The sequence below is a fragment of the uncultured Aquabacterium sp. genome, assembly GCF_947366995.1.
Lineage (GTDB): Bacteria > Pseudomonadota > Gammaproteobacteria > Burkholderiales > Burkholderiaceae_C > Aquabacterium.
In genome coordinates this window covers 20,088-45,691 of record NZ_CANBCC010000010.1, presented here as the reverse complement: position 1 = coordinate 45,691, position 25,604 = coordinate 20,088, and the positions used below count along the sequence as shown (strand labels likewise).

Here is a 25,604-nt window from a genome sequence, read left to right as displayed (position 1 = left end):
AGGTAGAGCGTGTTGGAAAAAGGCGATGCGTGGTCGCGCCTGCGCTGGTCGACGGCCTCGCTTCGGGCGCATGTTCTGGCGGTGACGCTGTTGGCCACCGTGCCGATGACGATGCTGGCAACGTGGCTGGTATCACAGCAGGCGTTGGAAGGTCAGGCACAGATGAAGGCCGACCTCGCACGGGCAGCGCGGGCGTTCGCACTCACGGTCGACCGCGAACTGGCCTCGTCGGCAGAGGCGCTGCAGGTTCTCGCGCTGTCCGAGCTCTTGCAGGAGGGCGATCTCGCCGGCGTCTTCTCCTCCATGACGGCCTTGCGTTCGCCGCGCCAGAGCTGGAGCAGCGTGTTTCTGGTCGAGCTCGATGGCCAGATCGTCTTCAACACCCACCAGCCGGTCGGACAGCCGCTGGGCCGGCTGAGTGACCTCGCCGCCCTCGCCCGCCTGCGCCAGACCGGCGCCCCCGTGGTCACCAACCTCACGACCGGCCCGGACGGCATCGCCACGACCGGCGTCCTGGTGCCCGTGCATGCTCAAGGCCGTCTCGCGTTTGCGCTGGGCGCCTGGATTCCTCCATCAAGCTGGCAGCGGCTCATCACCACCTCCACGCTTCCCCAGAACGCGTTCCTGTCCATCTTCGACCGGGAACTGAAGCTGGTGGCCCGCAACATCGGCGGCCCCGACGTGGTGGCCCGCCCCCTGCCGGCGCTGACCCGCGCCCATGTGCAGGCTGGCCCCATCGGCACGGGCCGCATCGGCCTGCTGGAGGGCGGCGAAGCCTACGGCGCCTGGTACCGCATTGAGCCGTCGAACTGGGGTGTCGTGATCGGCGAGCCGGCCGACCCCATCGACCGCGCCCGGTGGCGCTCGGTCGGCATGGCGCTGTTGCTCGGGCTGGGGTCGCTGGCTGCCGGGCTGGTGCTCGCCATGGGCGTGGCCAGCCGCGTCACGGGCCCGCTGCGCGCGCTGGCATTGCATGGGCCTCAGCGCCGGGGCGAGCCGAGCACCGTGCGCGAGCTGATCCTGCTGGAGCAGGCCCTGCAGCGGGAAGAGGCCCAACGCGACATCGCGCACGACCGGCTGCAGCGTCAGGCCGCCGAGTTCGAGACGCTGTTCCGCAGCAGCCCCATCGGCCTGGCCATGACGCAGGAACGTCACTGCGGCCACGTGCTGCGCAACCCGGCGCTGGCTCGCATGCTGGGCGAGCCCACCCCGCCGGCCATGGACGAGCGCGCGGTCGACCGCAGCGGCTGGCCTGACTGTCCCATCACCGCGCACGGCGAGACGGTGGCCCCCGACGCCCTGCCGCTGCAGAAGGCCGCGCGCACCGGCTGGACGCAGAAGGACGTCGAGTTGCAGTTGCGCCCACCTCATGGCGCCGTGCGGGACATCGTGGCCCATGCGGTGCCGCTGTTCGACGGCCGCGGATTGCCGCGCGGCGCCATCGCGAGCTTCACCGACATCACCGAACGCCAGCAGGCCGAGGCCTCCCTGGCGGCGGCCGAACGCGGGCTGCGCGCCAACCAGCAGCTGGTCGAGCTGGCGCAGGCGGCCGGCCATGTCGGCTTCTTCCAGCACAGCCGGCGTGCACGGGTGGTGCACTGGAGCAGCGGCTTCTCGCGGCTGCTGGATCTGCCGCTGTCCGAATTGCGCGGGCCCGCGCGCCGCTGCCTGCGCCGCGTCCACCCCGAAGACCGGGCGCGTGTGGTGCAGGCCTTGCGCGCCGCGGCTGCCGGCCGGACCAACGCGCACATGCTGGAGTTCCGCCACGACACGCCCGAGCACGAGACACGCTGGCTGGGCGCCCGTCTGCGTTTCACCTGGGACGAGCAGGGCCGTCCCGAGCAGGTCAGCGGCGTGATCGTCGACATCACCACCATGAAGGCCATGGAGTCGGCCCGCATGGCGCTGGTCGAGCGCGAGACGGCGGCCCGTCGCGAAGCCGAGGAGGCCAACCGCAACAAGGACGAGTTCCTGGCCATGCTGGGGCACGAGTTGCGCAACCCGCTCGGCGCCATCTCGGCCGGATGCGAGGTGCTGAACCGCGCCGGCACGCAGGAGGATCTTGCACGGCGTGCACGTCAGATCATCGCGCGCCAGGCGGCCCACCTCGGCCGCCTGATGGACGACCTGCTCGATGTGGCCAGCGTACTGGCCGGCCGGCACGAGCAGCAGACCGGGGCCATCCGACTCGATCTGCTGGCTCATCGCGTGCGCCACACGCTCGAGCTGGCCGGCCAGCTGTCGCAGCACACGTTCGAAGCCCGGCTTGAGCCCGTGTGGGTGCAGGCCGACGCCAGCCGCATGGAACAGGTGCTCACCAACCTGCTGGTCAATGCACTGAAGTACACGCCGGCCGGCGGCCGCGTGAGCCTGACGGTGGAGCCGGTGGGCCGGGAAGCGGTCATCACCGTGCAGGACACCGGTGCCGGCCTCACCCCCGAGTTGCAGAGCAAGGTCTTCGACCTGTTCGTGCAGGGTGAGCGCACGCTCGACCGACAGCAGGGGGGGCTCGGCATCGGCCTGACGCTGGTCAAGCGCCTGGTGGAGCACCATGGCGGCACGGTGGCCGTGCAGAGCGAAGGCCCCGGTCACGGCGCCACATTTACCGCCCGCCTGCCCGCTTGCGAGGCGCCGGCAGCGGAAGAGCGCGCCGCCATCGAAGGACCCGTCACGCCACGGCGTGTGGTGGTGGTCGAAGACAACGACGATGCGGGCGAGGCCTTGCGCTCCATGCTGGCCCTCGACCACCATGAAGTGCGGCTCGCCACCAGCGGTGCAGAAGGCATTGCCCTGATCCATGAAACACAGCCCGATGTCGCACTGGTCGACATCGGGCTGCCTGGCCTGGGGGGCCTTGAGGTGGCCGCCACCCTGCGGGCGCAGGGCTATGGCGGCTGGCTGGTCGCCGTTTCCGGCTATGGCCGGGCCGACGACCTGGCCCGCTCGCGTGAGGCCGGGTTCGACCGGCATCTAGTCAAGCCGGTCACGGCCGCACGCATCGAGCGCTTGCTGGCCATGGCGTCACGCCCGCGGCCGACCGCGGATCAGGCCGACGATGCCCAGCAGGATCACGGCACCGACCAGTGACACCAGCACGGAGCCGATGCTGAAGACGTTGTCGTTGATGCTCGGTACGCCCACGAGGGGCGAGATGAGCCAACCTGCCAGCGCGGCGCCCACCAGGCCCACCACGACGTTGAGCAGAACGCCCTGCTGGGCGTCCGTCTTCATGATCAGGCTCGCCAGCCAACCGACGATGCCTCCCACCACCAACCACACAATCAAACTGACCATGACACGTTCCTTTCTGTTGAGAAACACTGGACACATGACCTCGTCTTGACTGCAGGGCAACGAGGTCGCCCACCCCGTAAGGGCAAGCCTCATGCCGGCTCGGGAAAGCGGCCTGGCGCCCGCCTTCGCCCGATGTCAGGCCGAAGCGTGCGGCGCGCGGCACGTTTTGCCGGTGGCCGCTGGAATTTGCCGATGGCGCCGCGCCAGACTGGCGATCAACAGGCCGGCGCCGAACGCTCCGTAGACCAGCGCCATGCCCTGCCGCGAGGCACGCCGCTCGAACCCCGGGCGCAGTCTGGGCGGCACGCCCCGGGTGTCCACCAGCCAGGCCAGCGTGGTCACCGCGGCCGCCAGCGCCACGGGCTTTGCCAGGTCGTGACCGGGGGCGGAAACTGCCTCTGCGGCGGGCCCCTGCTCGGCGCGCACAGCGGTGGATCGGTTTTCGAGCCAGTGACTCAGCAGCTGGTGCAAAGCGGCCCACCACAGCGAACTGAGATGGTGGATCAGCATCCCCCAGAACGTGAAGCGCCAGCTTGGCATGTTGGCGCGCAGGGCGCGGTCGCCATACAGCCAGTGACTGGGCGAGTTCAGCAAGGCCACGCTGCTGCCATGGCGCTGGCGTCCGTGCCAGGCCAACGCCAGGCTCGACAACAGGCTGGCAAGGGCGCCACTCCAGAGCCATTGGGTGGAAGCCAGCGGGCGAACGGTGTGGTCTCGGGACAAGTCGGTGGGTGCGAGCATGGTGAGGATTCTTCCGTTGGGGAGATCTCCCGCCGCAGCAATCGGTGTTCCGCGCAGGGGGTCAGGCTGGGGCGACCACCTGCGCGCGCAGGAAGGCCAGCAGGCCCTGCTCGTCTTCGCTGAGCCCCTGAACGGGTGATGGTGGGGCCAAAGCGGGCCATTGGCGGCACTCGGCGCAGCGCAGCACGTCCGGGTGAACATAGGCCTTTCGGCACACAGCCACGGTGTTGCCCAGCGCCTTCGCAACCTCGCGCAGCGCGGGCATCAGCGGAGCGTCTTCCGCTTCGGGCGAACGCGGCACCAGCAGCGCCCAGGCCAGCACGCTGCCGTGCCAGGTGCGGAAATCCTTGGCCGTGAAGTCGCCGCCCGACACCGCCCGAATGTAGGCATTGACCTCGGCGGACCCGATGGCATGCCGTGCGCCGTCGGCATCGGTGTACTGGAAGAGGGCCTGGCCCGGCAGCGACTGGCACCGGCGAAGCACGCGGGCCACCCGGCGATCCTGCAAGGCCACGTCGTGCCACACGCCCGACTTGCCGCGGAAGTGCAGCCGCACACGGTGGCCTTCCACCTCGACATGGCGTTGCCGCAGGGTGCTCAGGCCATAAGAGCGGTTGTCGCGGGCATAGGCATCGTTGCCCACGCGCAGGCGCGTGCGGTCCAGCAGCCGCACCAGCGCAGCCAGCACGGCGGTGCGCCCGGGGGCTCCACTGCCGTCCGGAGCGAGGTCTTCGTCCACGCGCGCCCGCAAGCCGGGCAGCGCCTCGCCGAACGCTGCCATCCGGCCGAACTTGTCGCTGTCGCGCACCTGGCGCCAGCGAGCGTGGTAGCGGTACTGCTTGCGGCCCCGTGCATCGCGGCCCGTGGCCTGCAGATGGCCGTCGGGCAGGGGGCAGATCCACACGTCCTCATACGCGGGCGGGATGGCCAACGACCGGATGCGCGCCAGGGTGGCCCGATCGGCAGAGGATCGTTCTGTGAGCCAGTGTCCGTCCGGTGCACGGTAGGCGAAGCCGCCACCCCGGCGCACGCGCCGGATGCCCTCATCCCCGTCGTCCACGTACACCAGGTCGGCGGCCGCGGCGACCTCCCGGGCCTCGACGGCCGTGCGCGGCGGCTCAGCCTCGCACGGGGAGTCGCTCGGCGGCACTGAGATGCGCCCGCAGGGTCGGCAAGGCGAGGAGCACAAAGCTGCGCACCTGCTGGTCGCGCGTGTCACGCCCGGTGCGCTCGAACAGGGCCACCGTGTCCTGCTGCGCCCGTGCACCGGCCACATGCACGAACTGCCGATCGAACTCGGCATCGCTGGCCCGGGCCAGTTCATCCAGGATGCGCTGCCTTGGCTCGGACAAGCTGGTGGGGACGGGCACGCCCAACCGCCGTGCCAGCTGCTGCAGGTTCCGGTTCATCGTCGTCTGGTCGTTCACGAGCAGGGCGGCATACGAGCGCACCGCGGTGTGACTGGCGCGCTCCGCACCCAGCTGCCCGACCCGCAGATCGAAGAGCCCCGCCTCGATCGCCTGCGTCACAAAGGCCAGTTCGGTGGCGGTCAACGCAGGGGCCGTGCTGGCGGGGGGCGGGACCGGAATCCCGGCTGCAGGGGGCGCATTGGCCAAGGTCGTTTCGGGTGAGGTCGTGACCGCCGGCGGAGGATCGACGTTGCCAAGCAGCGGCCGCCCCATGTCCGTGCCCGCCGCCATGGGGGCTGCCGCACCGTAGGCCGCGGCAGGCTGCGTGGTCGAGGGCACGGTGGACACAACCGGATCTGATCGGGGTGGCGACTTGGCTTCGGCCCCCACGACACCCGACACAGGCTTCGGGGCGCTCTGCTGCCGTTCGCAGGCTGTGAGTCCCCCCAACGCCACCAGCGCGGCCGACCAGGCGCTGCGCATCAACGCTGCCTTCGTGATCATGATTGACACCTCGTTCGTGCTGAATCATCCGCACCCGACATGGCGCGGCTTTGTCCACCTTCAGGCAGGCTGCGTGCCCGCGTCAAGGGCCGTTCACGCGCGCCGCGACGGGCGTACCACGTGCCGCGCGAGACGGCGTTCACGCGCCCTCAAAAGCATCGTCAGGCTGGGCGCGTCGCTGCGACCGCCCTCCAGGTAGTGGCAGATGCGCCGCAGGCCACGCCGCCGCTGGCACAGACACCGAAAGCCGAGCAGCAGGGGCACCGCCACCAGCGTCCCGGCAAAGCCCCATACCCAGCCCCACAGCATCACGGACAGGAACACCGACAAGGGGCTGAGCCGCAGGCGCCTTCCCATCACCCAGGGCGACACGAGGTTGGCCTCGACAGCGTGGCCCGCGAGAAAGATCGACGCCGGCAGCAGCATGGTCCAGGTCGCACCGAAACTCATGCTGCCGGCCAGCAGCAACAGCACAGTCACCAGCGCGGGGCCCAGGTAAGGGATGAAATTGAGCACAGCCACCACGGCGCCCCACAGCACCGGATCCGGCAGGCCGATGAAGGCCAGCGCGATGCCGGTCACCACGCCGAGGCCGATGTTGATGAGGCCCATGGTGCCGAGGAACAGCCCGATCTCGCGCCGCGCCTGCCGGATGCCGGACAGCAGCAGCGCCCGTGCGCGAGGCCGCCTCACGGCTTCGACCGTGCGGGTCAGCAACCACGATTGCGAGGCCAGCAGAAAATACAGCAGGATCACCGTGGCCGAGGCCTGCAGGGCGAAGTGCATGGCTTGGCCGAAAATCACCCGCGTGAGCAGCAGCCCTTCTGTGGCCAGCTTGTCCTGGATGGAGTCGCCACCGTGCACGGTGGGGAGCGGGTGCGCGGCCCGTCGACCCGGGGGCAACATCGCCACCCGCATGCGTTCGATGGTGTCTACGACCTGTTGCACGGTGGTGGGGGCCCGCTCGGCCCACTGCGCCGCCGGCCGGGCGAGCACGCTGCCCAGACCGATGACACACGTCAGCATGATGGTGACAACCACACCGGCCCCCCAGTGCGGCGGCACCCCCAGGCGATGCAGGCGCTCCACCGGCCCGCTGAGCACGAACATCAGGGCCACGGCCACCGCAATGGGAATGAGGATGGGGGCAGCCTCCCGCAGCAGCACCAGCCCCAGCAACGCCCCCAGCAAACGCACCACGACGGGCGGGATGGTCAGCGGTGCCGCCTCGCGTTCGGCCCGCGTGAAGGCCACCACCGGCGTGGAACGCGGAGGGGAAGGCTCGGGCAGACGGGGACGTACAGGCTGTTCCATGGCCCGCAGGGGCAAGCGACATGCCCGCCACGGGCGCGCGCCTTGCTGTGCTGGCGCACTTCCACCGTCTGAGGAACCGCGCCATGGCTTCTCCACCCGTTCTGCCTCCCGCTGTGCTGCGCGCCCTGCGCCATCTGCCGGCCCCTCTGCACCCGCCGCTCACACTGTTGATGCGCGCCGGCATGCGCTGGATGGACGAAGGGGCCCCACAACTCGGCGCGGCGCTGGCCTTCTACACGATGTTCGCAATGGCACCGCTGCTGTTGATTGCCATTTCGGTGGCGGGCGCCGTCTTCGGTGTGGAAGCGGCACGCGGACAGATCGTGCACGAGATCCAGGGGGTGGTCGGCAATGAAGCGGCCAAGAGCATCGAAGCCATGGTGGAGTCGGCCTGGCGGGACCCGGACGGGCTGCAGGCGGCGGTGATCGGCGGGCTCACGCTGCTGCTCGGCGCCACCGGGGTCTTCACCGAACTGCGCCGCGCGCTGAACCGCATCATGCATGTCGAGCCCGACACCTCGGCGATCGGTGCCCTCGTGAAGGCACGGCTCACCGGGCTGGCCTTGGTGATGGGCTTCGGCTTTCTGGCGATCGTCTCGCTGCTGCTCAGTGCCGCATTGCAGGCCTTCAGCGCGCTCATGCCCGGCGCGGTGGTGCTGGGCACGGTGCTGACCGTACTGGAGTTTGCTGTGTCCACCGCGGTGCTAGGCCTGGCCTTCGGCGCGCTGCTGCGCTGGGTGCCGGACCGCGCACCCCGTTCGGGTGCCGTTTTTGCGGGGGCCCTCACCTGTGCCGTGATGTTCAACCTCGGCAAATTCCTGATCGGGCTCTACCTGTCACGCGCCAGCGTGGCGTCCAGCTACGGGGCAGCCGGGTCGTTCGTGGTGGTGATGCTGTGGGTGTACTACACCGGCCAGATCCTGCTGTTCGGTGCCGCGATCACCGCCGATGCCAGCGAGGCACGGGGGGCCAGTGCCCCCTCCCCTTCGGCTTGATCATTCAAGGAAACCGCCCCGCGTGAAAAGGGGCGGCTTGTCATGAGGATCAGTTCGTCGCGGCGCGTACCACGATGTTGTTGCGCACGTTCTTGACGTCCGGCACGTTGAGCGCGATCTGACCCGCACGGGCCTTTTCGTCCTGGTTCGAAGCAAAGCCCGACAGCTGCACTTCACCCTTCAGCGTCTCGACGTTGATGCGCATGGCGCTGACCTGCTTATCCTCCGCAAACTTGGCCTTCACACGCGCCGTGATCGTGGCATCGTCCACGTACTGTCCCACGGTGCTCTGGCCGCTGGTGACGGCGCAGGCACCCAGAGAGAAGACGGAAGCGAGTGCAACGGTGGTGGCGGCGATGAATGTTTTCATGGTGAGCTCCTTGTTGATGGAAAAGGCGGCCCGGTGGGGCCGGCACACAGGAGAAGGCAAGCCGGGTGCCCATCCCCCTTGAATGTGGGGTCATCCGGCCACGGCCTTGCCGCCTTCGCCGGGCATCACGGCGCTCACGCGCCGTGCATCGCCACCGCGCTGGGCCAGCTTGCGCAGCAACTGCGCCGTCCCGGCCACACTGTGGTCCAGCGAAAACTGGCTGACCACACGCTCGCGCGCACGCTGCCCCATGGACGCGGCGCGCTCCGGCTCACGCAACAGGCTCACCAACTGAGCCGCCATCGCGTCGTAATCGCCATCGCCCACCAGCCAGCCGCTCAAGTTGTGCTGAACCAGATCCGGCACGCCTCCCACCCGGGTGGCGATCACGGGCACGCCGCTGGACATGGCTTCCAGGACCGCCAGCGGCATGGCTTCGGAACGCGACGCCGAGACCACCACGTCGAGTTCGGCGTAGATGTTCGCCATGTCGGTCTGCAGGCCGGCAAAGTGCACACGCTCCGTCAGGCCGAGGCGGGCCACGGTCTGCTCGAGCTCGGTTCGCAGTGGCCCCTCACCGATCAGCACGAAGTGCACATCCGGCATGACGGCGTGCGCGGCCAGGGCCGCGCGAACAAAGACATCGGGGCCCTTCTCGGCCGACAACCGCCCGACCTGGCCCACCAGCGGCGCCTCAGGCGGCACACCCAGGGCCTGGCGCAGCGGGCCGTTGCGCACGCGACGCGGCACGAACAGCGTCGTGTCGGCCCCGTTCGCAATGAGGTGGAGCTGAGAGGGACTGACGCCCAGACCGAGCGCATGGAAGTAGGTCTGGCGGCACACCACACTGAGGTGTGTGGACGCCGTGCGGTGCACCTCCAGGTCGAGCGTGCTGAGCTGCCGACCATGGATGGTGGTGATCACCGGCTTGCTGCACAAGCGACCGACCAGCGCAGACAAGAGGTGTGCGTTGGGCAGATGCGCGTGCAGCACATCAATGGCATGGGCCTTCACCAGGGCGCTCACGGTCTGAATGGCGCTCCAGGGCGGGTTGTCCGGCATCGGCGTTACGTACACCTCGGCGCCCAGCGAGCGCAGGTGGTCGGAGAGTTCGCTCTCCCAGGGAAGCAGGACCGTGATGCCGAACTGGTCCGCCGGCAGGCGTTCGATCAACCGTGAGACATAGGTCTCCATGCCACCGACGATGGCGTTACCCAGGACCTGCAGGACCTGGACGCGCTGGGATGCATTGGACACGCTGGGCATGGCGAAACAGAGGTTGGTTGGATCAGCAGCACCGAGGCATCAAGCGCAGGGGCCGGTCGAAAAGCGACGCATCGGGGTCATCGTCAGACGGTGCCACGGGCAGGCGGGCCGGCCAGTCGGTGTGCGAAGGCGCAGGGGGGCGCGGGGCAGGCGTGGGCAGATGACGCCCCAGCCAGGCGGCGGCCGTGCCCCACCAGATGCGTTCGCGCGCGGCCGGCTCGAGCGCCAGTTCGTCCATCAGCACCTCCACCCATCGGCGGCGCTCGATCAGCTCGGCGGCCGGGCAAGGCAGAAAGCAGTCGCTGCCGAACTGCAGCAACTCCGGGCCCAACACATCGAGCGCCCGACGCAGCACCTCCAGCCGGTAGGGCGGCGGCGGCCCGAACGAGATGTCGAAGCGGAAGGCCACCCGGTCGGGTGGCACGCCATTGATCAGGTCGATGACACCCACGGCAATGGCCTCGTCTGTCCAGGGCCAGCTGAGGTGGGCCAACGTCACCCGCAGGCCCGGGTGGGCCCGCAAGGCCTCGAAGAATGCGGGGCGGCAGAACCGGCCGGATCGGCCGTCGATGAAGATGCCGCTGTGGCACAGCACCGGCATATCGAGCCGGCATGCTTCAGCAAATACGGGTTGAACCGCGTCGTCGTATGGATACCAGCCGGTGGGCACGAGCTTCACGCCCGCCAGGCCGTGGTCTTCGCGTGCGCGCCGCAGGTCGCTTGCCGCATCGGCATCCCTTGGATCAACCACGGCAAGACCGACCAGCCGGTCCGGATGCGCCCGCACCAGGCGGCCGAGGTGGGCATTGGCGCGGCGCAACGAGGCCGCGTCATCGAGGCTGTAGCCCGGGCTCAAAAAGGGTGCCAGCAGCACGCCGACGTCGATGTCGGCCGCATCCAGCGCCCGCACCACGCCATCGGCCGTTTCGTCGCCGGTACAGTGGATGTGGGCGTCGATCCGCATCGGGCGCCCGTCACACCGCCCGCGCCAGCATGGGCGGCAAGGTGGCCAGTGCCTGATCGGCCGCGCGACGGCCGGCAACGAAGGCGTGGTCCGAGTTGTAGTACGCCCACTCGCTGTAGCGCCCCGCCAGCACGATGCCGGCACTGGCCAGCCAGTCACGGATGCACTGCACGTTGGCAGCGCGGGCGTGGTCGTACACCACGTAGGCGCACGGCATGTCGACCTGGTTGGCGGTGATCAGCTTGTCGTCGTCGCGCAGCATGCCGACGCGCCTGCAGTCGGCCACCACGCGGTCGATCAAGGCCTGGCCGTCACAGGGCAAGGGCTTGCCCGGCGCGTAGGTGATCTCGCACGTCAGCCCGAAGCCGCCCGGTGGGTTGCAGTGCGGGCTGGCGTTGCCCTGCACGAAGATGCGGTGGAACACGGTGTCTTCGGGGTAGTAGATCCAGTGCTTGTCGGTCAGCGCCTCACGCGCCACGCCGAGGTTGACGCACCGCACCGACACATGGCGCAGGGCCTGGGCCGCCTCCCGCACGGCCTGAGGCGCTTCCTCGCCACACGCGGCCACCAGCTGCGGCAGTGGCATGGTGCTGATCAGGGTCTCGAAGCGCACCGTGCGGCCGTCGTCCAGACGCACCGTCCGGTCGCGCGGCGACACATGGACGACGCTGGTGCGCAGCGCGATCTCGGTGCCCCGCAGGTGCGGCAGGAAGCCGTCCATCAAGGCCTGAAAGCCGCCGCGCAAGGGGTAGCCGAAGCGCGCGTTGGGCCCCATCGGCGCAGGCGTGGGCTCGAGCGCACCTTCGATCATCTGCGCCAGATCGGGCAGCGGCACACGGCCTCCCAGCCAAGAGGTCTCCATCTCTTCGAGCGGCACGGCCCAGAGCTTCTCGTTGTACGGCGTGGCAAAGTGGCGCGCGATCCCGTCGCCCCACACGCGGTGGATGAACTCCTTGAAGTTGGCCGGCGGCTGGGACGCCGCGGGGGCCCCCTCACCGGACAAGGGGCCGAAGCGCGCCTCGATGGCGCCGATCAGGCACTCCTTGAGCACGGCTGGCGGCAGGCCATAGAGCGAGCCCTGGAAGGGATAGCGCGTGTACACGTTCTTGCTGTAGATCCACGCTTCGCGCTGCTGCCAGTGCAGGTTGTCGCCCAGCAGCTTGTCGTACAGCGCCAGCACCTCGGGCTCGTTGGAGAACATGATGTGGCCCGCGTAATCGAAGGTGAACCCCGCATCCTGAATGGAGCGGCACCAGCCCCCCACCGTGGCCTCGCGCTCGATCAGCAGCGTGTCGCCGCCCCGTGCATCGAGCCCCAGGTGGTAGGCAGCCGAAAGCCCGGTCGGGCCGGCCCCCACCACGATGTGGCGGACCTGCAGCGGGGCCGTGCCCGTCGACGCGGTGGCCGCCGTCATGCCGGCCGGCCTGTCATCGGCAAACGGCCCCAGCTGGTCGGCGCGTCGACCCGGCAAGGCGGCGAGGGCCTGCTCTACCGTCTCCGCAGCCTGGTCCCACGAGAAGCGCGACACCGTGGCCAGCCGGTCGGCATGGCGACGCGTGCGCCGGTCCTCGTCCTCGTTCAGCAGGCGCTCGCAGGCATCAATGAAACCCGCTGCATCGGCCGCCACCTCCACCACATCGCCATACATCGAGACCACGTCGGCCACCGGCGTGCTGACCACCGGCTTGTCGGCGGCAAGGTACTCCAGCGTCTTCGTCGGGCTGATGAAGCGCGTCGCTTCATTGAGTGCGAACGGCAGCAGGCACACATCCCAGCCGGCCATGATCTGCGGCAGCAGGCCGTACGGCTGGGGCCCCAGCCAGTGGATGTTCGGCGCCTGCGGCAGGCTCGCGGGGTCGATCTTCACCACCGGGCCGACCATCACCACCTGCCAGTCGGGCCGCGACTCGGCCAGGCTGCGCAACAGGGCGGTGTGCAGTCGTTCGTCGATCACACCGACAAAGCCCAGGCGCGGTCGGGGGATGTGCTGCTGCAGCGCATCGGCCTGGGCCACCCGATCGGCATGCGACAGGGCAAATGCCGGCGCGTAATGCCGGGCGTCCACCGCGCTGGGCAGGCACTGCACATTCGGGTGAAGGCCGCGCCGCGCCTCGTACAGGCTTGGCCCGCCGGTGAGGACCAGGTCGGCGCATTTCAGCAAGGCCGCCTCGCGCTGTTGCATCTGCCGTGGTGCCCCCAGAAACGCCGACAGCTCGTCCATGCAGTCATACACGATGGCGCGGGGTCGCAAGCCACTGGCCAGCGGCAGTGCCATGGGGGTGTAGAACCACAGCGTGGGCGCCTCGCCGCCGGCCGCACGCAGCTCGGCCTCCAGCAGGCGCCGCAGCACCGGCAACTGGTCATCGTGGAACCCAGGGGCCTCCACGGGCGTGTGCGGGCGCCACACCTCGATGTGCTCGGCCACCGACGTCTTCTCCAGGCGCGCAGGGCCCTCGGCGCGCATCGGCTCCTCCACGTAGATGACACGCCGGGTGCGTGCCAGCCGCGTCAACAGGTGTTGCGGCCGCTGGTACACGAAGTGCCAGCGCAAGTGCGAGAAGACGATGAGCGTGTCCATGAGTTTGTCCTTGTGTCGTGTTCAATGGGGCCCGCGCAGGCGAACCTGCCAGCGGGCTAGTGCGCTGGCATAGGCCAGATCGAGCCGGCGCGGCCACGGCTCACTTGCTGAGCCAGTGACGCAGTGGTCCCACAGGCCGCTGTGGTGCCAGTGGTCCTCGCGTTCCCAGTCGGGCCGGTCGAAGATGGGGTAGAGACACAGTCCGTGCACCGGAACGCCCTCGGCGAGGGCCAGTTGCACTTCGGTGGCGACTTCATCGAGCCACTCGGCGCGGCCCACACCGATGTGGCTGGTTTCCGAGATCAGGATCGGTCGCCGGTAGCGACGCCACACCCCGTACAGCAGGCGCGACAGCGGACGCCGACGCGGGTCACGCAGATGCCAGTGCAGGCGCCGCTCGGTGACGACCTCCCACTGGCCGTTGTGATAGTGGTTGATGCCGATGAGGTCGAGCGCAGCCGGGTTGCCACCCAGCTCGGGCGCGAGACGGCCGGCGATCATGTCCCAGGCCTGCCACTGGTAGCTCGCCACCTGGTCGGCCAGCGGTTGCAGCTCCGGCTGGTCGGCCGGTGGCACCACATGCACGACGGGTTCGACGTGCAGGAAGCGGGCACGCGGGTCGGCCGCCCGGATGGCGTCGATCGCCAGCAGCACGGCCTTCACGAGGCGGCGCTTGATGCTGAAGCCGTCCGCCAGCGTGCTGCCGGCCAGGGAGTCCCCCGTTGCAGCAGCGGGGCCGTACGGGTGCAGCATCCGGGTTTCGGCCAGCGCCCATGACAGAAAGCTGATCTCGTTGATCGGGGTGTAGACCGGAGGCGTGTCGCTGAACGGCGCCAGCGCGGCAGCCGCCTGGCCGGCAAACTGGGCAAAGCGCTCGGGGAACCGGTCGTCCAGCAGGCTGATGTCGGGCGGCGTGCCGTAATGCATCAGGGTCCAGAGCACCTGCACGCCATGCCGCTGCGCGGCTTCGGCAATCTGCAGCGCTGGCGTCAGGTCGACCTGTCCATCGCGTTCGCACAGGCGCCAGCCCACGCTTTCACGCACGGTGCGCAAGCCCCAGTGCGCCAGCTGCCGGAAATCTTCGTCCAGGTGTGCACGGTGCCCGCAGGCCCGTGTCATGTCCAGCGGCACACCGTGGCTGTTGAGGTGGTCCGCGCCCTCGATGCCGCCCATCCAGAAGCTGTTCAGCGGGGGCGTGTCCGCAGGCGCCTCGTGCCACGAGGCCGGCAGGCCGGTCGGCGCCCGGTCCGGCGTCACACGCTCAGAAGGTGAGCCAGGCAGTATCGCCGTCACGCGCGACCCCGCCGGTCTTACTGACGCGTGCCGTTCGCGAGGTGGGCGCGCGGCACACGGACATCGTTCAGCGCCTCGCCCCCCGGGCCCAGCTCGTCCATCAACTGTTCGCGCCGCACCAGCATGTCTTCCAGCAGCTGCGGCCAGTCCATCGTCGAGCGCGTCAGCTTGCGGAACAGCCGGCTTTCCTCTTCCTTGACGTGATGGCGCACGTATTCGGCCAGCACATGGAAAGTGGCGGCGTACTTGTCGTCGCCCGGTTGCATGCGCTGCAACTGCCGGATGAGAACCCGCGTGCTGTCGTGCTCCACTTCGGCCTCGTCCACCAGCTCCGTGGCCGGCAGCACCTCGCGCACCGCCGGATAGAACACTTCTTCCTCCAGCCGGGCGTGCAACTCCAGCTGCACGCAGGTCTGCGTCACGATGCGCGCGCAATACTCGACGTCCTCGGCCGCCCAGCGCTTCTCGAACTCGCGGAAGGCCGTCTGTGCCAGGCGGTGGTCTTCCTTGAGCATGTCGAGCACTTCGTGCCGCGCCTGCGTGCCGGTGCGGCTGGCACTGCGTGTGCGGGTTGCGGTCAAGGTCGCATGGGCGGTCATGGTGGCTCCTGGCTTTGGCACGCCGGCAGCGGTGTGCCGCTCGGTCGCACCGCTTGAGCAAACGACATACCTCCCCCGCTGATGGGGGGTACGGCGCTTGCCCGTCGCTAGCATGGAGGACCCCATGACCGCAGACACCACCCCCCGCATTCAACCCACCCCGGAACCGGGGGGCTCCCGCGGCATGCCGCCCGGCGAGACCGTCCCCGTCCAGGGAGGCGAACGTGCGCCCCGCCTGCCGCACGAGCGCGACGAATCGAGCTCCAGTCAGGAACTGGGCGAGTCACGCGACGTGATTGAACAGGCCGCCCGGGACACCGAAGCCGGCATTCAGGACAGCAGCCTGGGGCCGCCGATGGACGCGCTTTACCAGCGCCGGTTTCGCGGTCCGGACGGGCAGGAAGGACGGGGCCACGACGACGCCACTGCCCCATCAGAACGGGATGCAAGGCGCGCATCCACCGAGCGGTCACGTGGTACGCCGCGGTCCTGAAGGGCCGCAAGCAGGCTTTACGGCAAGGACAGGCCGCCGTATGTAAATCGGACCGGAACGGGCCCGTTCCGCGGGGTCTTTTCACCTTGCCGGCAAACAGCGCGCCGGGGTGTCCGGTTCCACCTACAAGCGCTTACAAAGTGCTTCTGACCGGTTCTGAAAGACGTGTTCCGCAGTCGCCCCGAAGGGAGCGTGCAATCTGGATCGCGCCCTTTGGCAGATCTGACACGCAGGCCCTGTCAAGTTGACCCATTCACCGCTCCGTCCAATGCGCACAGAGGCATGGATGTTGCGAAAACAGCGGGGTCTCAACCGACTTGACGAGAAGAGGACCCATGAACACACCCATGATGCGCGTGGAGCACCGGCAGCACCAGACGCTGACGCCCCGCCTGCAGCAGGCTGTGCGCCTGCTTCAACTGTCGTCGCTGGACTTTGCCCAGGAAATACGCGATGCGATGGGCAAGAACCCGTTCCTCGAGACCGAGGACGTGGAGCCCGGCGCGGATGAAAGCAGCACGTCAGGGAGCAGCGATGTCCCGACCGCGGTGACCACGGCCGCCAACGAACCCGTGATCGACAGCGCGCCCACCACGAACGAGGCCGAACCCGACGTCGAGTGGGAGCGCGACAGCTGGCAGCAGAGCACCAGCCCTCGCAGCGGCAGCGGCGATGGCGAAACCAGCGTGATGGACATGGTGCCGGCCGATGTCGGCCTGCGTCAGCACCTGCATGCTCAGACCGGCCTGCGTCATCTCTCGGCCCGCGAGCGGATGCTGGTCAACTGCGTGATCGAATCGCTGGACGACGACGGCTACCTTCGTTCGGCCTTGTGCGACGTGCCCTGCCTGGCCGAACTCGAGCCCGAGGTCACCCAGGCCGAGCTCGACGAGGCCCTGGCCTTCGTGCAACGACTCGAGCCCGCTGGCGTCGGCGCACGCAATGTGGCCGAGTGCCTGCGGCTGCAATTGCACCTCATCGAATGCCCGACCACCCGGGAGGTGGCCGCCGAGATCATCGATCACCACCTCGAGCGCCTCGCCCACCGCGACAGCATGAACCTGGCGCGCGTGATGGACCGTCCCGTGCACGAGGTGGAAGCGGCCTGCAACCGCATTCGCCACATGGACCCGCGGCCCGGCTGGCGCCATGGCTCGGCCGACATCCAGTACGTCACGCCGGATGTGATCGCCCGCAAGATCAAAGGCAGGTGGACCGCCGTGCTGAACCCGGCCGTGGTGCCCCGTGTGCGGCTCAATCAGGTCTATGCCGACCTGTTCCGCCGGCACCGCGACGGCCAGCATGCCGAGCTGGCCGCCCACCTGCAGGAAGCGCGCTGGACCGTACGCAACGTGGAGCAGCGCTTTGCCACCATCCTGTCGGTGGCCGAGGCCATCCTCGAGCGCCAGCACCACTTCCTCGAGTACGGCCCGATGGCCATGAAGCCGCTGGGCCTGCGCGAGATCGCCGAAGAGGTCGGCCTGCACGAATCCACCGTGTCACGCGTGACGAACAACAAGTACATGGCGACCCCCGCGGGCGTGTTCGAGCTCAAGTACTTCTTCTCGCGCTCGATGCCGACGCAGAGTGGCGGCACCTGTTCGGCGACCGCCATCCGCGGCTTGATCAAGGACATGATCGAGGCAGAGGACGGCGCCCATCCGCTGTCCGACGCCGAGATTGCGCGGCAGTTGGCCCGGCAGGGGCTGACCGTGGCGCGGCGGACGGTCACCAAATACCGGCAGCTGTTGAAGCTGCCGGCAGTGGAACAGCGCCGCCGCCACACCTGATCCGCAACGACCGGGCGCAAGGGCCGCTCACGCGGCCCCTGCAGCGGGATCACTTCGACTTGCTGCCGCCCGAGGCGCTGCCGGTGGTGCCGGTGGTACCGCTGCCCGACTCCTGATCGATGGCACTGCCCGACTGGCCTGACGTGCCGGCCTTGCCCGACCCGCCGCCGGTGGTGGAGGCCGAAGCGCCCGCCCCGGTGGCACCCAGCAGCCCCTGCGTGGTGCTGCCGCCGGTGGCCGTCGAGGCCGTGCCCTGCTGATGGCCGCCGAGTGCCCCGGCGCTGCGGGCGCCCGTCTCCTCACCCAGCATGCCGCCCGCGCCAGGGTTGCCCGTCGACTGACGCCCCTGCCGCCACTGGCTGAACTCGTCGGAGAAACGGCGGAAGCGATCCTGGCGCCACTGCCGGTAATCGTCGTCGAACGTGCGCAGCTGCTCGGATCGCCACTGGTGATAGTCGGGATCGAACTGCTCATCGTCGTGGCTGCCCCGGTGGCCCTGCCCCCAGCTGCCCTGGCCCGATTGGCCCTGGCCCCAGTTGCTGCCCTGGCCCTGACCACCCAGGCTGCTGCCCATGGTGTGGCTGATGCCACCCAGGCCGCCGCCCTGCTGCCCCAGCCCCTGGCCATGCCAGTTCGGTCCCTGGCCCCCGCCCTGCCAGCCAGAATGGCCCTGCCCGCCCTGATACGACCCTTGCGGGCTGCCGCCGAACGGCGAGCTGCCCTGATGCTGTACGGTCGGCCCGCCATACGGGCTCTGGCTGCCCTGGCCGCCAAAGCGCGACTGGCCCTGACTGTAGTTGCTGTGCTCCTGACCGATGCCCTGGTAGACGTGGTCACTGCCGCCGCCGATGCCGCTGCTGCCCCCCAGGCCGCTGCTGCCGCCCGCGCTGTGGAAACCCATGCCGCTGCCCTGCCCGGCCTGCGAAGGCCCCGGGAAGCCGTAGTTGCTGCCACTGTCATGCGAGGCCCCGTGACCGCCGGACTGCCAGCCCGTGCTGCCACCATAGTCCCCGCCCTGGCTGCCCATTTGACCGCCCATGTGACCGCCCATCTGGCCGCCGCCATAGGCACCGCCCTGCTGTCCCATGTGCGTGTCGCGGGCGCTGTGCTGCCCGCCACCAAAGCCCGATGCGGGGTTGTGCTGTCCGAACTGTCCTTGTCCAGATTGCCCTTGTCCGTACGGGCTCTGTCCTTGGCCGTACTGCCCCTGTCCGTATTGCCCTTGCTGCGTCTGCTGGTGTTCCGGACCCTGGTATTGCCCCTGGCCGGGGGTGTTCTGGCGCTGGTTCATCATGCGTCCTTTCGATGCGATGGTTGCTGTGTCCGAGGCCGGGTCTTGTCACGACACGGCAAACGAAGTTCGGCAAGCCATGTTCCCGTGTGTCACCGCTTCGGGGCCCGCACGCCCAGGTGCTGCAGGGCCTCGCGGCACCCGCCATCGGTGGGCTGAGCCGGGTCCACCAGAGGAATCAGCGCGGCCAGGGGGGCCACCGCGCTGAGCGCTGCAGCGGCCAGCACCTTCCAGCCCAGCGGGTCCGGATGCAGCCCCACAGCCGGGTCGGCAAAGGTGCCGCCGATGTCCACCGGCGTGCGCAGCGACAGCAGGCTCATCTGACGCGGGCGGCTGTCGATGCGCAGCGCCAACCGTTCCGTCGCCAGCGACACTGCACCACTGGCGAGGATGGTCGCGGCGGGCGTGTCGACGATGGCGACATCGGGGCGCACGATGCCTTCGCGCGCCTTGAACTGCATGGCTGCACAGTGCATGGGCAGGACCTCGTCACCGCGCACGACCAGGCCCAGCGCCTCGGCCACGTGCAGGCTCATGGCCTCGACCAGCAGCCGCGAGATGCGGCCCTCGCTGATCCACATGGCCCCCTGGCCCTGCAGCGAACCCAGCAACGCGGCGGTGGAGCGCCCGGTGCCGTCCACCGTTGCCCGGCCACCCAGGCGGCCCCGCAAGGCGGGCGCGGCCAGCAGCCCGTCGCCCTTGTCGGCCGACGCCTTGCGAACGGGCGCCTTGCCATCGCCCTTCCGGACCACGGGAGACGGTGGCTCGGGCTGGTTGAGCCAGCGCGCCAGATCGATGCCCGACCAGTCGAGATCGGCGTGCCACCGCAACGTGCTCTGCCGACCGTCGAGGCGCACATCGCCGCTGACCCGTCCGCCCGCGGCCTGCGCGAGCAGGTCATCGATGCGCAGCACCCCGCCCTGCAAGGTGAGCACCCCCTTGAGCGGCGACAGCGGCTCGGCAAACAACGCCCCCAGTTGCACCTCACGCACGTCAATGCGCACTTTCGCGTCCATCGCCCGCAGCGAGGGCACGTCGAACTCGCGCTGGGGCAGCACCGGCTCGCCTGGCGCACGACGGCGCTGCGCCGGCTCGGTCGGTGCGCCGATGGCCGGCGCCAGGTCGACCAGGGCCAACAGGCGCCCACCCAGCTCGCCCTCCAGCAGCGGCACCGCACGCCGCCGATCGAAACGGAACCGCCCGGCCAGCTCACTGCGCCCGACGCTCAGGCGCTTCACATCGAGCGCCCACAACTCGCCGTCCTTGCGCAATTGCCCATCGAGGTTGAAGCGTGCCGTGGTGGGCAGCGTCACGCCGACGGCATCCCCCACGGCTGCGAGCGACCGCCCTTTCAGCGTCAGGCGCCCATCCAGCTGACGCAGGCTGAGCACATCGTGGCTCACCCCGTCGAAGGCCAGGGCGGCCCCGCCCGTGTCGGCCCGGATGCGCACGGGCACCGCCACGCTGGCGCGCCCCTCGGACAACAGTGGCAGCACCCCGCTGGCGTGCAGGCTGATTTCGAAGGGCTGCTTGCGATAGCGCCCCCGTCCGTCCACCGCCAGACCGGCCGCGCCGGCATCTGCGCGCCCGCCTTCTTGCGTGGTGGCATTCACCTTCAGGTCGAGATCGATCACGGCGTCGTCGAGCTGCAGCTGGCCCTCGCGCACCACCAGACGGTCGACCCGGGGCACACCTTCCGACTGCGCCGTCGTCTGCTGCGGCGCCCGCCCGTCGGGGCTGATGCGCCAGTTGGCACGGCCCTCACCATCGCGCATGAGAACGGCTTCCAGCCGCGATGCGCTCAGTTCGCTCACGCGCCACTGGGGCATGGGGTCGCCACGCCAGGCGGCCCAGACGGTTGCGTACGGCACCGACAACACCAGCTCGCGTGCATCGAGCATCGGCTTGCCGGCCTGCCCCGAGGCCGGCTTGAACCATGCCGGCTGGGGCACGACCACATGCCCCACTTCCAGCCGGATCCGGCCGATGAGCCGGAGCGCGAACGGCGCATCCAGCGTCACGGGTCGGCCCAGCTGCGTGCTCAGCGCTTTCGCGAGCGGCGCACGGGCCATCGGCCAGCCCAGCCATTCCAGAACGCCCACCGCCGCCACCAACAACAGCACCACCACCCCCGCCACGTGCCACCCTCGCCGGCGGCGGGGCCGGCCTTCGCGGGGGGCGGATGGAGGAACGGCGGCTGCGGTGGGCGGGGTGTCGGGGGTCATCCGGTGGAGGCTCAACGTTGAACAGGCAGGGGCAACACGCCACTCTGGCAAGCTGCATGCCGCGGTAAGCCTTACCGCGGACCCCGGTAATTTCTTCGAAGGAAAGCTGCCTGAAAGGGCGCCTCGGGCGGTTTTCCCTGGTGGCATCAGGGATGCCCCGGGCCGGTACGCTCCGTGCTACCTCAGTGGCACCTTGTCACATTCACACGAGACGATGCGCCCAGAGACCCGCCCCGGCCTTGCCCCGACACCCGCCTGTGTCGCCAACGGGCCTGCGCGCCCGGCGTCTTGCGGGATCACCGCGTGAGGGCACCGACCGCCCACGCCTGGCGTGGCCGGTTGACCTGCTGGGCCCTTGCGGCGCTCATGGTCTGCCACTCCGTCGCGCTGGCGGGCGGGGCGAGCGAGCCCGCGGCCGCCATCGCGACCATCGAACCCGTGCTCGCCTCATTGGACGCAGCCCGTGCGGACCACCTCCTGCGCTTTCTGGGCTACGTGGTGTTCCCGGGCACCACGCTGCCGCCCCCGGGCCAGCCCCTTGTTGTGGCCGTGGCCGGTGCAGACGAGGTGTACCAGGCGCTGGGTCCTCTGGTGGCGCAGCGCGTGAGCCACCAGCGGCCTGTCGTCCGCCGTCAGATCAACGAAGGCGACCCGCTCCTCGGTGTGCACCTGCTCTACATCGGTCGTCGCGTCGACCTGCAGCAAAGCAGCCTCATGCGGGCAGCGCGGGCCGCACCCCTGCTTCTCGTGACGGAACACCCGGACGGGCTGGCGGCCGGAGCGCTCTTCAACTTCATCACGGTGCAGGATCAATTGCGCTTCGAGGCCTCTCTGCTCGCGGCCGATCGGACCGGGCTCACGGTCAGCTCACGGTTGCTGGCCCTGGCCGACCGTGTTCTCGGAGGACGTTGACACCATGGGTGCCCGACTGCCCTTCACACCGGCATGCCGGCGGCTCGCCCGCTGGTGGATCAGCGTGCTCGACCGCCTGGCCAATGGCCAGCAACGCGCGATCGCCACCGACGAGTTCACCGGACCGACGCTGCGCGGCAAGGTGATGCTCGTCGTGCTGTCCACCACCGGACTGGCCCTGCTGCTCAGCGCAGCAGCATTGCTGTTCTACGAGCAGCGCGCCTACCGGCATTCGCGTGAGGCCGACCTGCAGACGCAGGCCGACATCGTGGGCCAGGCCATGGCTGCCGCCCTCTCGTTCAAGGACACGCGCGCCGCAGCCGAGAACCTGCACATGCTGAGGCCGCGCCCTCAGATCACGACCGCCGCCGTCTATCTCAGCAAGGGCGAGCTGTTTGCCACCTATCTGCGCCCGCCCCAGCAGGCCACCGACATCCCGCTCACCACCGGCGACCCGGGCTTTGCCGTGCGGGGGGACCGGCTCGAACTCTTCCACCCCATCCGGCAGAACGACGAGCTGCTGGGCTGGCTCTACCTGCGCACCGACAACGACATGGCCGGCCGGCTGGCGGACTACGTCATCATCCTGCTGGGCGTGATGGCCGCAAGCACAGCCGCTGCGGCCTTGCTCACCACCAGGCTGCAACGCGCCGTGACCGAGCCCATCCTGCGGGTGGCCCAGGTGGCGCGCGACGTCATGGTGCAGCGCGATTTCTCGCTGCGCGCGCCCCGCACCTCGTCAGACGAAGTGGGGCAACTGGTCGATGCCTTCAACGACATGCTGGCCGAAGTGGCCGCGCGAACCCAGGCACTCGAGCAGAGCAACCACCATCTTTCGGTGGAAATGGCCGAGCGACGCAAGGCCGAGGAGGCCCTGCGCACCGCAGCGCGCAAGAAGGACGAGTTCCTCGCCACGCTGGCCCACGAACTGCGCAACCCGCTGGCGCCCATCAGCAACGCCGCCGAGATCCTGCGTCGCACGGGCGACCAGGATGCCGCCTTGCGTCAGCGCGCGCTGGACATCATGGGCCGGCAGCTGAGGCAGATGGTGCGCCTCATCGACGACTTGCTGGACGTTTCCCGCATCACCACCGGCAAGTTGCTGCTGCACCGCGAGCGGGTGGACCTGCTCAGGGTACTGAAGGACGCCGTCGAGATTGCCCAGCCCATGCTGGAAGCGCGACGACATGCCTTCGAACAGGCGCTGCCGCCCGGACCCATCTACATCGAGGCCGACGCGACCCGCCTGGCCCAGGTGTTCGCCAACCTGCTCAACAACGCCGCGAAGTACACACCAGATGGCGGCCGGATCCGGCTGGCCCTCGACATGGACGCGGAAGAGGTGACCGTCACCGTCGAGGACAACGGCATCGGCATCCCGGCCGACATGCAGCGTGCCGTGTTCGACATGTTCGTGCAGGGCGGGCCCTCCATCGAGCACGGCCGTGCCGGTCTGGGCGTGGGCCTCACGCTCGCGCGGCAACTCACCGCGCTGCATGGCGGGCGCATCACGGTGCACAGCGCCGGGCCGCAGCAGGGATCGGCGTTCTCCGTCACGCTGCCGCGCTGCCCCGACCCCGAGCGCACGGTGCCCGACACACCGGCCAGCCTGGTCGAGGCGCCCAGGCCAGAGGGGGCCGGCAGGCTGCACGTGCTCGTGGCCGATGACAACGTCGACTTCGCGACCAGCCTTGCGCAGATCCTGGAAGGCCTGGGCCACCAGACGACCGTGGTCCACGATGGGGAGCAGGCACTGGGCATTGCACTGGCGCAGGCGCCGGACGTCGTCATCCTCGACATCGGCATGCCAGGCTTGAATGGTCACGAGGTGGCTCATGAACTGCGCCAGCACCCGCAGACCCGAGACACGCTGCTGATCGCGATCACCGGCTGGAACCAGGACAGTGACCGGGATCGCAGCCGGGCCTCGGGCATCACGCACCACCTGGCCAAGCCCGTAAATGTGTCGCAGTTGCTCGAGATCCTCAAGCCTCTGGCCGATTCCACCGGCAAGCTGGCACGTCGCCCGGCATAAATTGCCGTTGACACGCCCGGGATCGCGGTTTTTCACCGGGCACGCCATATGCCATTTGGTGACACCTGGAACAACCCGATGAAGAGGTGAACCGATGCAAGCAGAAAAGCGATCACCCTGGCCGCTGACGGCCGGTGTCTGTGCCGCAGCCGCCATCCTGGCCGGATGCGGTTCGGCCCCCGTGCCGAGGGAGCAACTGGCCGTGGGGCAGGCGTCCATCCAGGCCGCGCAGACGGCCGGGGCGGGCGAGCTGGCCCCGGTCGAGCTGCAGCGCGCCCGAGAGAAATACGCCATGGCCGTGGCCGCGGCCAAGGAACGCGAATTCGAGGCCGCGCGCAAGCTGGCCGACGAGGCCGATGTCGACGCCCAGGTGGCGCGAACCAAGGCCCAGGCCGAGCGCTCACGCCGGGCCGCGGACGAAGTGCGCGCCGGCGTGCGCACGCTGCAGCAGCAGATCAACAGCAACGCACCTGGCGGCGCCGGTGCAGGCGCAGGCGGCGCGGGCACCAGCCCGGGCGGCTCGCCGCGCCCCTGAGCGCCGTTCCCGCCGTTGCCTTCTGACTGCGTGGCGACGCCGGGCACACGCCCGCCGCCACGCCATCCCGACCCGCAGGGGTCGCCTTGCAAGGACATCCCATGAGCACCCGACTGCCTTCCTCTCTTGCGCCGTACCGCCCTCAGCGTCTCTGGGCCGTGCTGGCCGGCGCTGCCACCCTGACCCTGGCTGCGTGCCAGACCACGCCGCCGCGCAATGCCGAACTGGAGCGCGCCCGTCAGCTCGTCCAGACGGCAAGCACCAGCCCCGATGTGGCCGCCGGCGCGCCGCTCGAACTCGAGCGCGCACGTCGTCGCCTGCAGACCGCTGAAAAGAACTGGGCCGACGAACGCGATGAGCGCGAGACCCGCCATCTGGCCTACCTGGCTGCCCAGCAGGCCCAGGTCGCGATCAACGTCGGCGCGCAGTACGCCGCCGATCGCGTGGTGGCAGGCGGTGGCACCGCACGCGCCCAGGCAGAAGCGGAAGCGCAGGCCCAGCGTGCCCGTCAGGCTGAAGCCCAGGCCCGCTCGGCCGGCGCCTCGGCCCAATCTGCTTCCGAGCGGGCCCGCATGCTGGAGCAGGCCCTGCGCGAGATGGCGGCCAAGCCCACCGACCGCGGCATGGTGATGGTGTTGCAGGACGTGCTGTTCGACGTGGGCCGTGCCGAGCTCCGCGAGGGTGGCAAGGCGCGCCTCGAAAAGCTGGCTCAAGTGATGAGCCAGTTCCCCGAGCGCAAGATCATCGTCGAAGGCTACACCGACAGCACCGGCAGCGACGCCAGCAACCAGTCGCTCTCCGAGCGGCGCGCGGACTCGGTCAAGCAGGCCCTGGTCGGCATGGGCATCCCCGCGGAACGCATCGAGACCAAGGGCTTCGGTGAGTCCCGTCCGGTGGCCAACAACAAGACGCCGGCGGGCCGCCAGCAGAATCGACGTGTCGAGCTCGTCTTCTCACAGGAAGACGGTCGCTTCGCCAATCCGAACCGCTGACGCA

Annotated in this window: 21 protein-coding genes; 8 read left to right on the top strand and 13 right to left on the bottom strand. The window is 69.5% G+C overall.

What is annotated here, in order from left to right:
* Positions 1-9 precede the first annotated feature (9 nt).
* Positions 10-3,087, top strand: a complete 3,078-nt coding sequence (locus tag Q0Z44_RS04850) for an ATP-binding protein (protein ID WP_298011015.1) — start codon at positions 10-12, stop codon at positions 3,085-3,087.
* On the opposite strand, the gene Q0Z44_RS04845 is transcribed toward Q0Z44_RS04850, so the two are convergent.
* The 5 genes from Q0Z44_RS04845 to Q0Z44_RS04825 form a co-directional block, all read right to left on the bottom strand.
* Positions 3,022-3,294, bottom strand: coding sequence for a GlsB/YeaQ/YmgE family stress response membrane protein (locus Q0Z44_RS04845; RefSeq protein ID WP_109034907.1), 273 nt, complete (start codon positions 3,292-3,294; stop codon positions 3,022-3,024). The genes Q0Z44_RS04850 and Q0Z44_RS04845 overlap by 66 nt on opposite strands.
* A 135-nt stretch (positions 3,295-3,429) precedes the next feature.
* Positions 3,430-4,035, bottom strand: a complete 606-nt coding sequence (locus Q0Z44_RS04840) for a hypothetical protein (RefSeq protein ID WP_298011014.1) — start codon at positions 4,033-4,035, stop codon at positions 3,430-3,432.
* Between the two features lie 61 nt (positions 4,036-4,096).
* The gene (locus tag Q0Z44_RS04835) at positions 4,097-5,185 is read right to left on the bottom strand and encodes a DNA topoisomerase IB (protein WP_298011013.1); all 1,089 of its coding nucleotides are present in this window, start codon (positions 5,183-5,185) and stop codon (positions 4,097-4,099) included.
* The gene (locus tag Q0Z44_RS04830) at positions 5,154-5,948 is read right to left on the bottom strand and encodes a DUF4142 domain-containing protein (RefSeq protein WP_298011012.1); all 795 of its coding nucleotides are present in this window, start codon (positions 5,946-5,948) and stop codon (positions 5,154-5,156) included. Before Q0Z44_RS04830 ends, Q0Z44_RS04835 begins: the two co-directional genes overlap by 32 nt.
* Before the next feature lie 93 nt (positions 5,949-6,041).
* Positions 6,042-7,262, bottom strand: a complete 1,221-nt coding sequence (locus tag Q0Z44_RS04825) for an AI-2E family transporter (protein ID WP_298011011.1) — start codon at positions 7,260-7,262, stop codon at positions 6,042-6,044.
* Positions 7,263-7,345: 83 nt separating this feature from the next.
* On the opposite strand from Q0Z44_RS04825, the gene Q0Z44_RS04820 reads away from it, so the two are divergent.
* Positions 7,346-8,257 carry a YihY/virulence factor BrkB family protein gene (locus Q0Z44_RS04820; protein ID WP_298011010.1) on the top strand — a complete coding sequence of 304 codons (912 nt, stop codon included), beginning with the start codon at positions 7,346-7,348 and terminating at the stop codon, positions 8,255-8,257.
* Positions 8,258-8,306: 49 nt separating this feature from the next.
* Here Q0Z44_RS04820 and Q0Z44_RS04815 read toward each other — a convergent pair whose 3' ends face one another.
* The 6 genes from Q0Z44_RS04815 to Q0Z44_RS04790 form a co-directional block, all read right to left on the bottom strand.
* Positions 8,307-8,627, bottom strand: coding sequence for a BON domain-containing protein (locus Q0Z44_RS04815; protein WP_109038205.1), 321 nt, complete (start codon positions 8,625-8,627; stop codon positions 8,307-8,309).
* Between the two features lie 90 nt (positions 8,628-8,717).
* A complete protein-coding gene (locus Q0Z44_RS04810; RefSeq protein ID WP_298011009.1) occupies positions 8,718-9,884 on the bottom strand; it encodes a glycosyltransferase family 4 protein in 1,167 nt (388 codons plus the stop codon).
* 31 nt (positions 9,885-9,915) lie between these two features.
* Positions 9,916-10,857, bottom strand: a complete 942-nt coding sequence (locus Q0Z44_RS04805; protein ID WP_298011008.1) for an amidohydrolase family protein — start codon at positions 10,855-10,857, stop codon at positions 9,916-9,918.
* Positions 10,858-10,867: 10 nt separating this feature from the next.
* Positions 10,868-13,435 carry an FAD-dependent oxidoreductase gene (locus tag Q0Z44_RS04800; RefSeq protein ID WP_298011007.1) on the bottom strand — a complete coding sequence of 856 codons (2,568 nt, stop codon included), beginning with the start codon at positions 13,433-13,435 and terminating at the stop codon, positions 10,868-10,870.
* A gap of 21 nt (positions 13,436-13,456) precedes the next feature.
* Positions 13,457-14,692: a beta-glucosidase gene (locus tag Q0Z44_RS04795; RefSeq protein ID WP_298011006.1), complete on the bottom strand. Its 1,236-nt coding sequence runs from the start codon at positions 14,690-14,692 to the stop codon at positions 13,457-13,459.
* A gap of 53 nt (positions 14,693-14,745) precedes the next feature.
* Positions 14,746-15,327 (bottom strand): hemerythrin domain-containing protein, encoded by a 582-nt coding sequence (locus Q0Z44_RS04790; RefSeq protein ID WP_298011005.1) that lies wholly within the window; start codon positions 15,325-15,327, stop codon positions 14,746-14,748.
* Between the two features lie 124 nt (positions 15,328-15,451).
* Here Q0Z44_RS04790 and Q0Z44_RS04785 point away from each other — a divergent pair, with 124 nt between their 5' ends.
* A complete protein-coding gene (locus Q0Z44_RS04785) occupies positions 15,452-15,820 on the top strand; it encodes a hypothetical protein (RefSeq protein ID WP_298011004.1) in 369 nt (122 codons plus the stop codon).
* Positions 15,821-16,155: 335 nt separating this feature from the next.
* Positions 16,156-17,610 carry an RNA polymerase factor sigma-54 gene (rpoN, locus tag Q0Z44_RS04780; RefSeq protein ID WP_298011003.1) on the top strand — a complete coding sequence of 485 codons (1,455 nt, stop codon included), beginning with the start codon at positions 16,156-16,158 and terminating at the stop codon, positions 17,608-17,610.
* A gap of 49 nt (positions 17,611-17,659) precedes the next feature.
* Here the strand turns inward: rpoN and Q0Z44_RS04775 are convergent, their stop codons facing one another.
* Both Q0Z44_RS04775 and Q0Z44_RS04770 read right to left on the bottom strand, forming a co-directional pair.
* On the bottom strand, positions 17,660-18,904 hold the full coding sequence (locus Q0Z44_RS04775) for a hypothetical protein (RefSeq protein ID WP_298011002.1): 1,245 nt from the start codon (positions 18,902-18,904) through the stop codon (positions 17,660-17,662).
* A gap of 89 nt (positions 18,905-18,993) precedes the next feature.
* The gene (locus Q0Z44_RS04770; RefSeq protein WP_298011001.1) at positions 18,994-21,126 is read right to left on the bottom strand and encodes an AsmA family protein; all 2,133 of its coding nucleotides are present in this window, start codon (positions 21,124-21,126) and stop codon (positions 18,994-18,996) included.
* 303 nt (positions 21,127-21,429) lie between these two features.
* Between Q0Z44_RS04770 and Q0Z44_RS04765 the strand changes: the two genes are divergently transcribed.
* The 4 genes from Q0Z44_RS04765 (at position 21,430) to Q0Z44_RS04750 (ending at position 25,600) form a co-directional block, all read left to right on the top strand.
* The gene (locus tag Q0Z44_RS04765; RefSeq protein ID WP_298011000.1) at positions 21,430-22,038 is read left to right on the top strand and encodes a YfiR family protein; all 609 of its coding nucleotides are present in this window, start codon (positions 21,430-21,432) and stop codon (positions 22,036-22,038) included.
* Between the two features lie 4 nt (positions 22,039-22,042).
* Positions 22,043-24,073 (top strand): ATP-binding protein, encoded by a 2,031-nt coding sequence (locus Q0Z44_RS04760; protein WP_298010999.1) that lies wholly within the window; start codon positions 22,043-22,045, stop codon positions 24,071-24,073.
* A 94-nt stretch (positions 24,074-24,167) separates the two neighbouring features.
* Positions 24,168-24,608, top strand: coding sequence for a DUF4398 domain-containing protein (locus tag Q0Z44_RS04755; RefSeq protein ID WP_298010998.1), 441 nt, complete (start codon positions 24,168-24,170; stop codon positions 24,606-24,608).
* A gap of 101 nt (positions 24,609-24,709) precedes the next feature.
* A complete protein-coding gene (locus Q0Z44_RS04750) occupies positions 24,710-25,600 on the top strand; it encodes an OmpA family protein (RefSeq protein WP_298010997.1) in 891 nt (296 codons plus the stop codon).
* Positions 25,601-25,604: the final 4 nt, after the last annotated feature.

Coding starts and splice junctions, on each gene's coding strand:
- Q0Z44_RS04840 (WP_298011014.1), bottom strand. CDS start 4,035: ATGCTCGCACCCACCGACTTGTCCCGAGACCACACCGTTCGCCCGCTG.
- Q0Z44_RS04825 (WP_298011011.1), bottom strand. CDS start 7,262: ATGGAACAGCCTGTACGTCCCCGTCTGCCCGAGCCTTCCCCTCCGCGT.
- Q0Z44_RS04830 (WP_298011012.1), bottom strand. CDS start 5,948: ATGATCACGAAGGCAGCGTTGATGCGCAGCGCCTGGTCGGCCGCGCTG.
- Q0Z44_RS04790 (WP_298011005.1), bottom strand. CDS start 15,327: ATGACCGCCCATGCGACCTTGACCGCAACCCGCACACGCAGTGCCAGC.
- Q0Z44_RS04760 (WP_298010999.1), top strand. CDS start 22,043: ATGGGTGCCCGACTGCCCTTCACACCGGCATGCCGGCGGCTCGCCCGC.
- Q0Z44_RS04785 (WP_298011004.1), top strand. CDS start 15,452: ATGACCGCAGACACCACCCCCCGCATTCAACCCACCCCGGAACCGGGG.
- Q0Z44_RS04750 (WP_298010997.1), top strand. CDS start 24,710: ATGAGCACCCGACTGCCTTCCTCTCTTGCGCCGTACCGCCCTCAGCGT.
- Q0Z44_RS04770 (WP_298011001.1), bottom strand. CDS start 21,126: ATGACCCCCGACACCCCGCCCACCGCAGCCGCCGTTCCTCCATCCGCC.
- Q0Z44_RS04820 (WP_298011010.1), top strand. CDS start 7,346: ATGGCTTCTCCACCCGTTCTGCCTCCCGCTGTGCTGCGCGCCCTGCGC.
- Q0Z44_RS04775 (WP_298011002.1), bottom strand. CDS start 18,904: ATGATGAACCAGCGCCAGAACACCCCCGGCCAGGGGCAATACCAGGGT.
- rpoN (WP_298011003.1), top strand. CDS start 16,156: ATGAACACACCCATGATGCGCGTGGAGCACCGGCAGCACCAGACGCTG.
- Q0Z44_RS04755 (WP_298010998.1), top strand. CDS start 24,168: ATGCAAGCAGAAAAGCGATCACCCTGGCCGCTGACGGCCGGTGTCTGT.
- Q0Z44_RS04800 (WP_298011007.1), bottom strand. CDS start 13,435: ATGGACACGCTCATCGTCTTCTCGCACTTGCGCTGGCACTTCGTGTAC.
- Q0Z44_RS04815 (WP_109038205.1), bottom strand. CDS start 8,627: ATGAAAACATTCATCGCCGCCACCACCGTTGCACTCGCTTCCGTCTTC.
- Q0Z44_RS04845 (WP_109034907.1), bottom strand. CDS start 3,294: ATGGTCAGTTTGATTGTGTGGTTGGTGGTGGGAGGCATCGTCGGTTGG.
- Q0Z44_RS04805 (WP_298011008.1), bottom strand. CDS start 10,857: ATGCGGATCGACGCCCACATCCACTGTACCGGCGACGAAACGGCCGAT.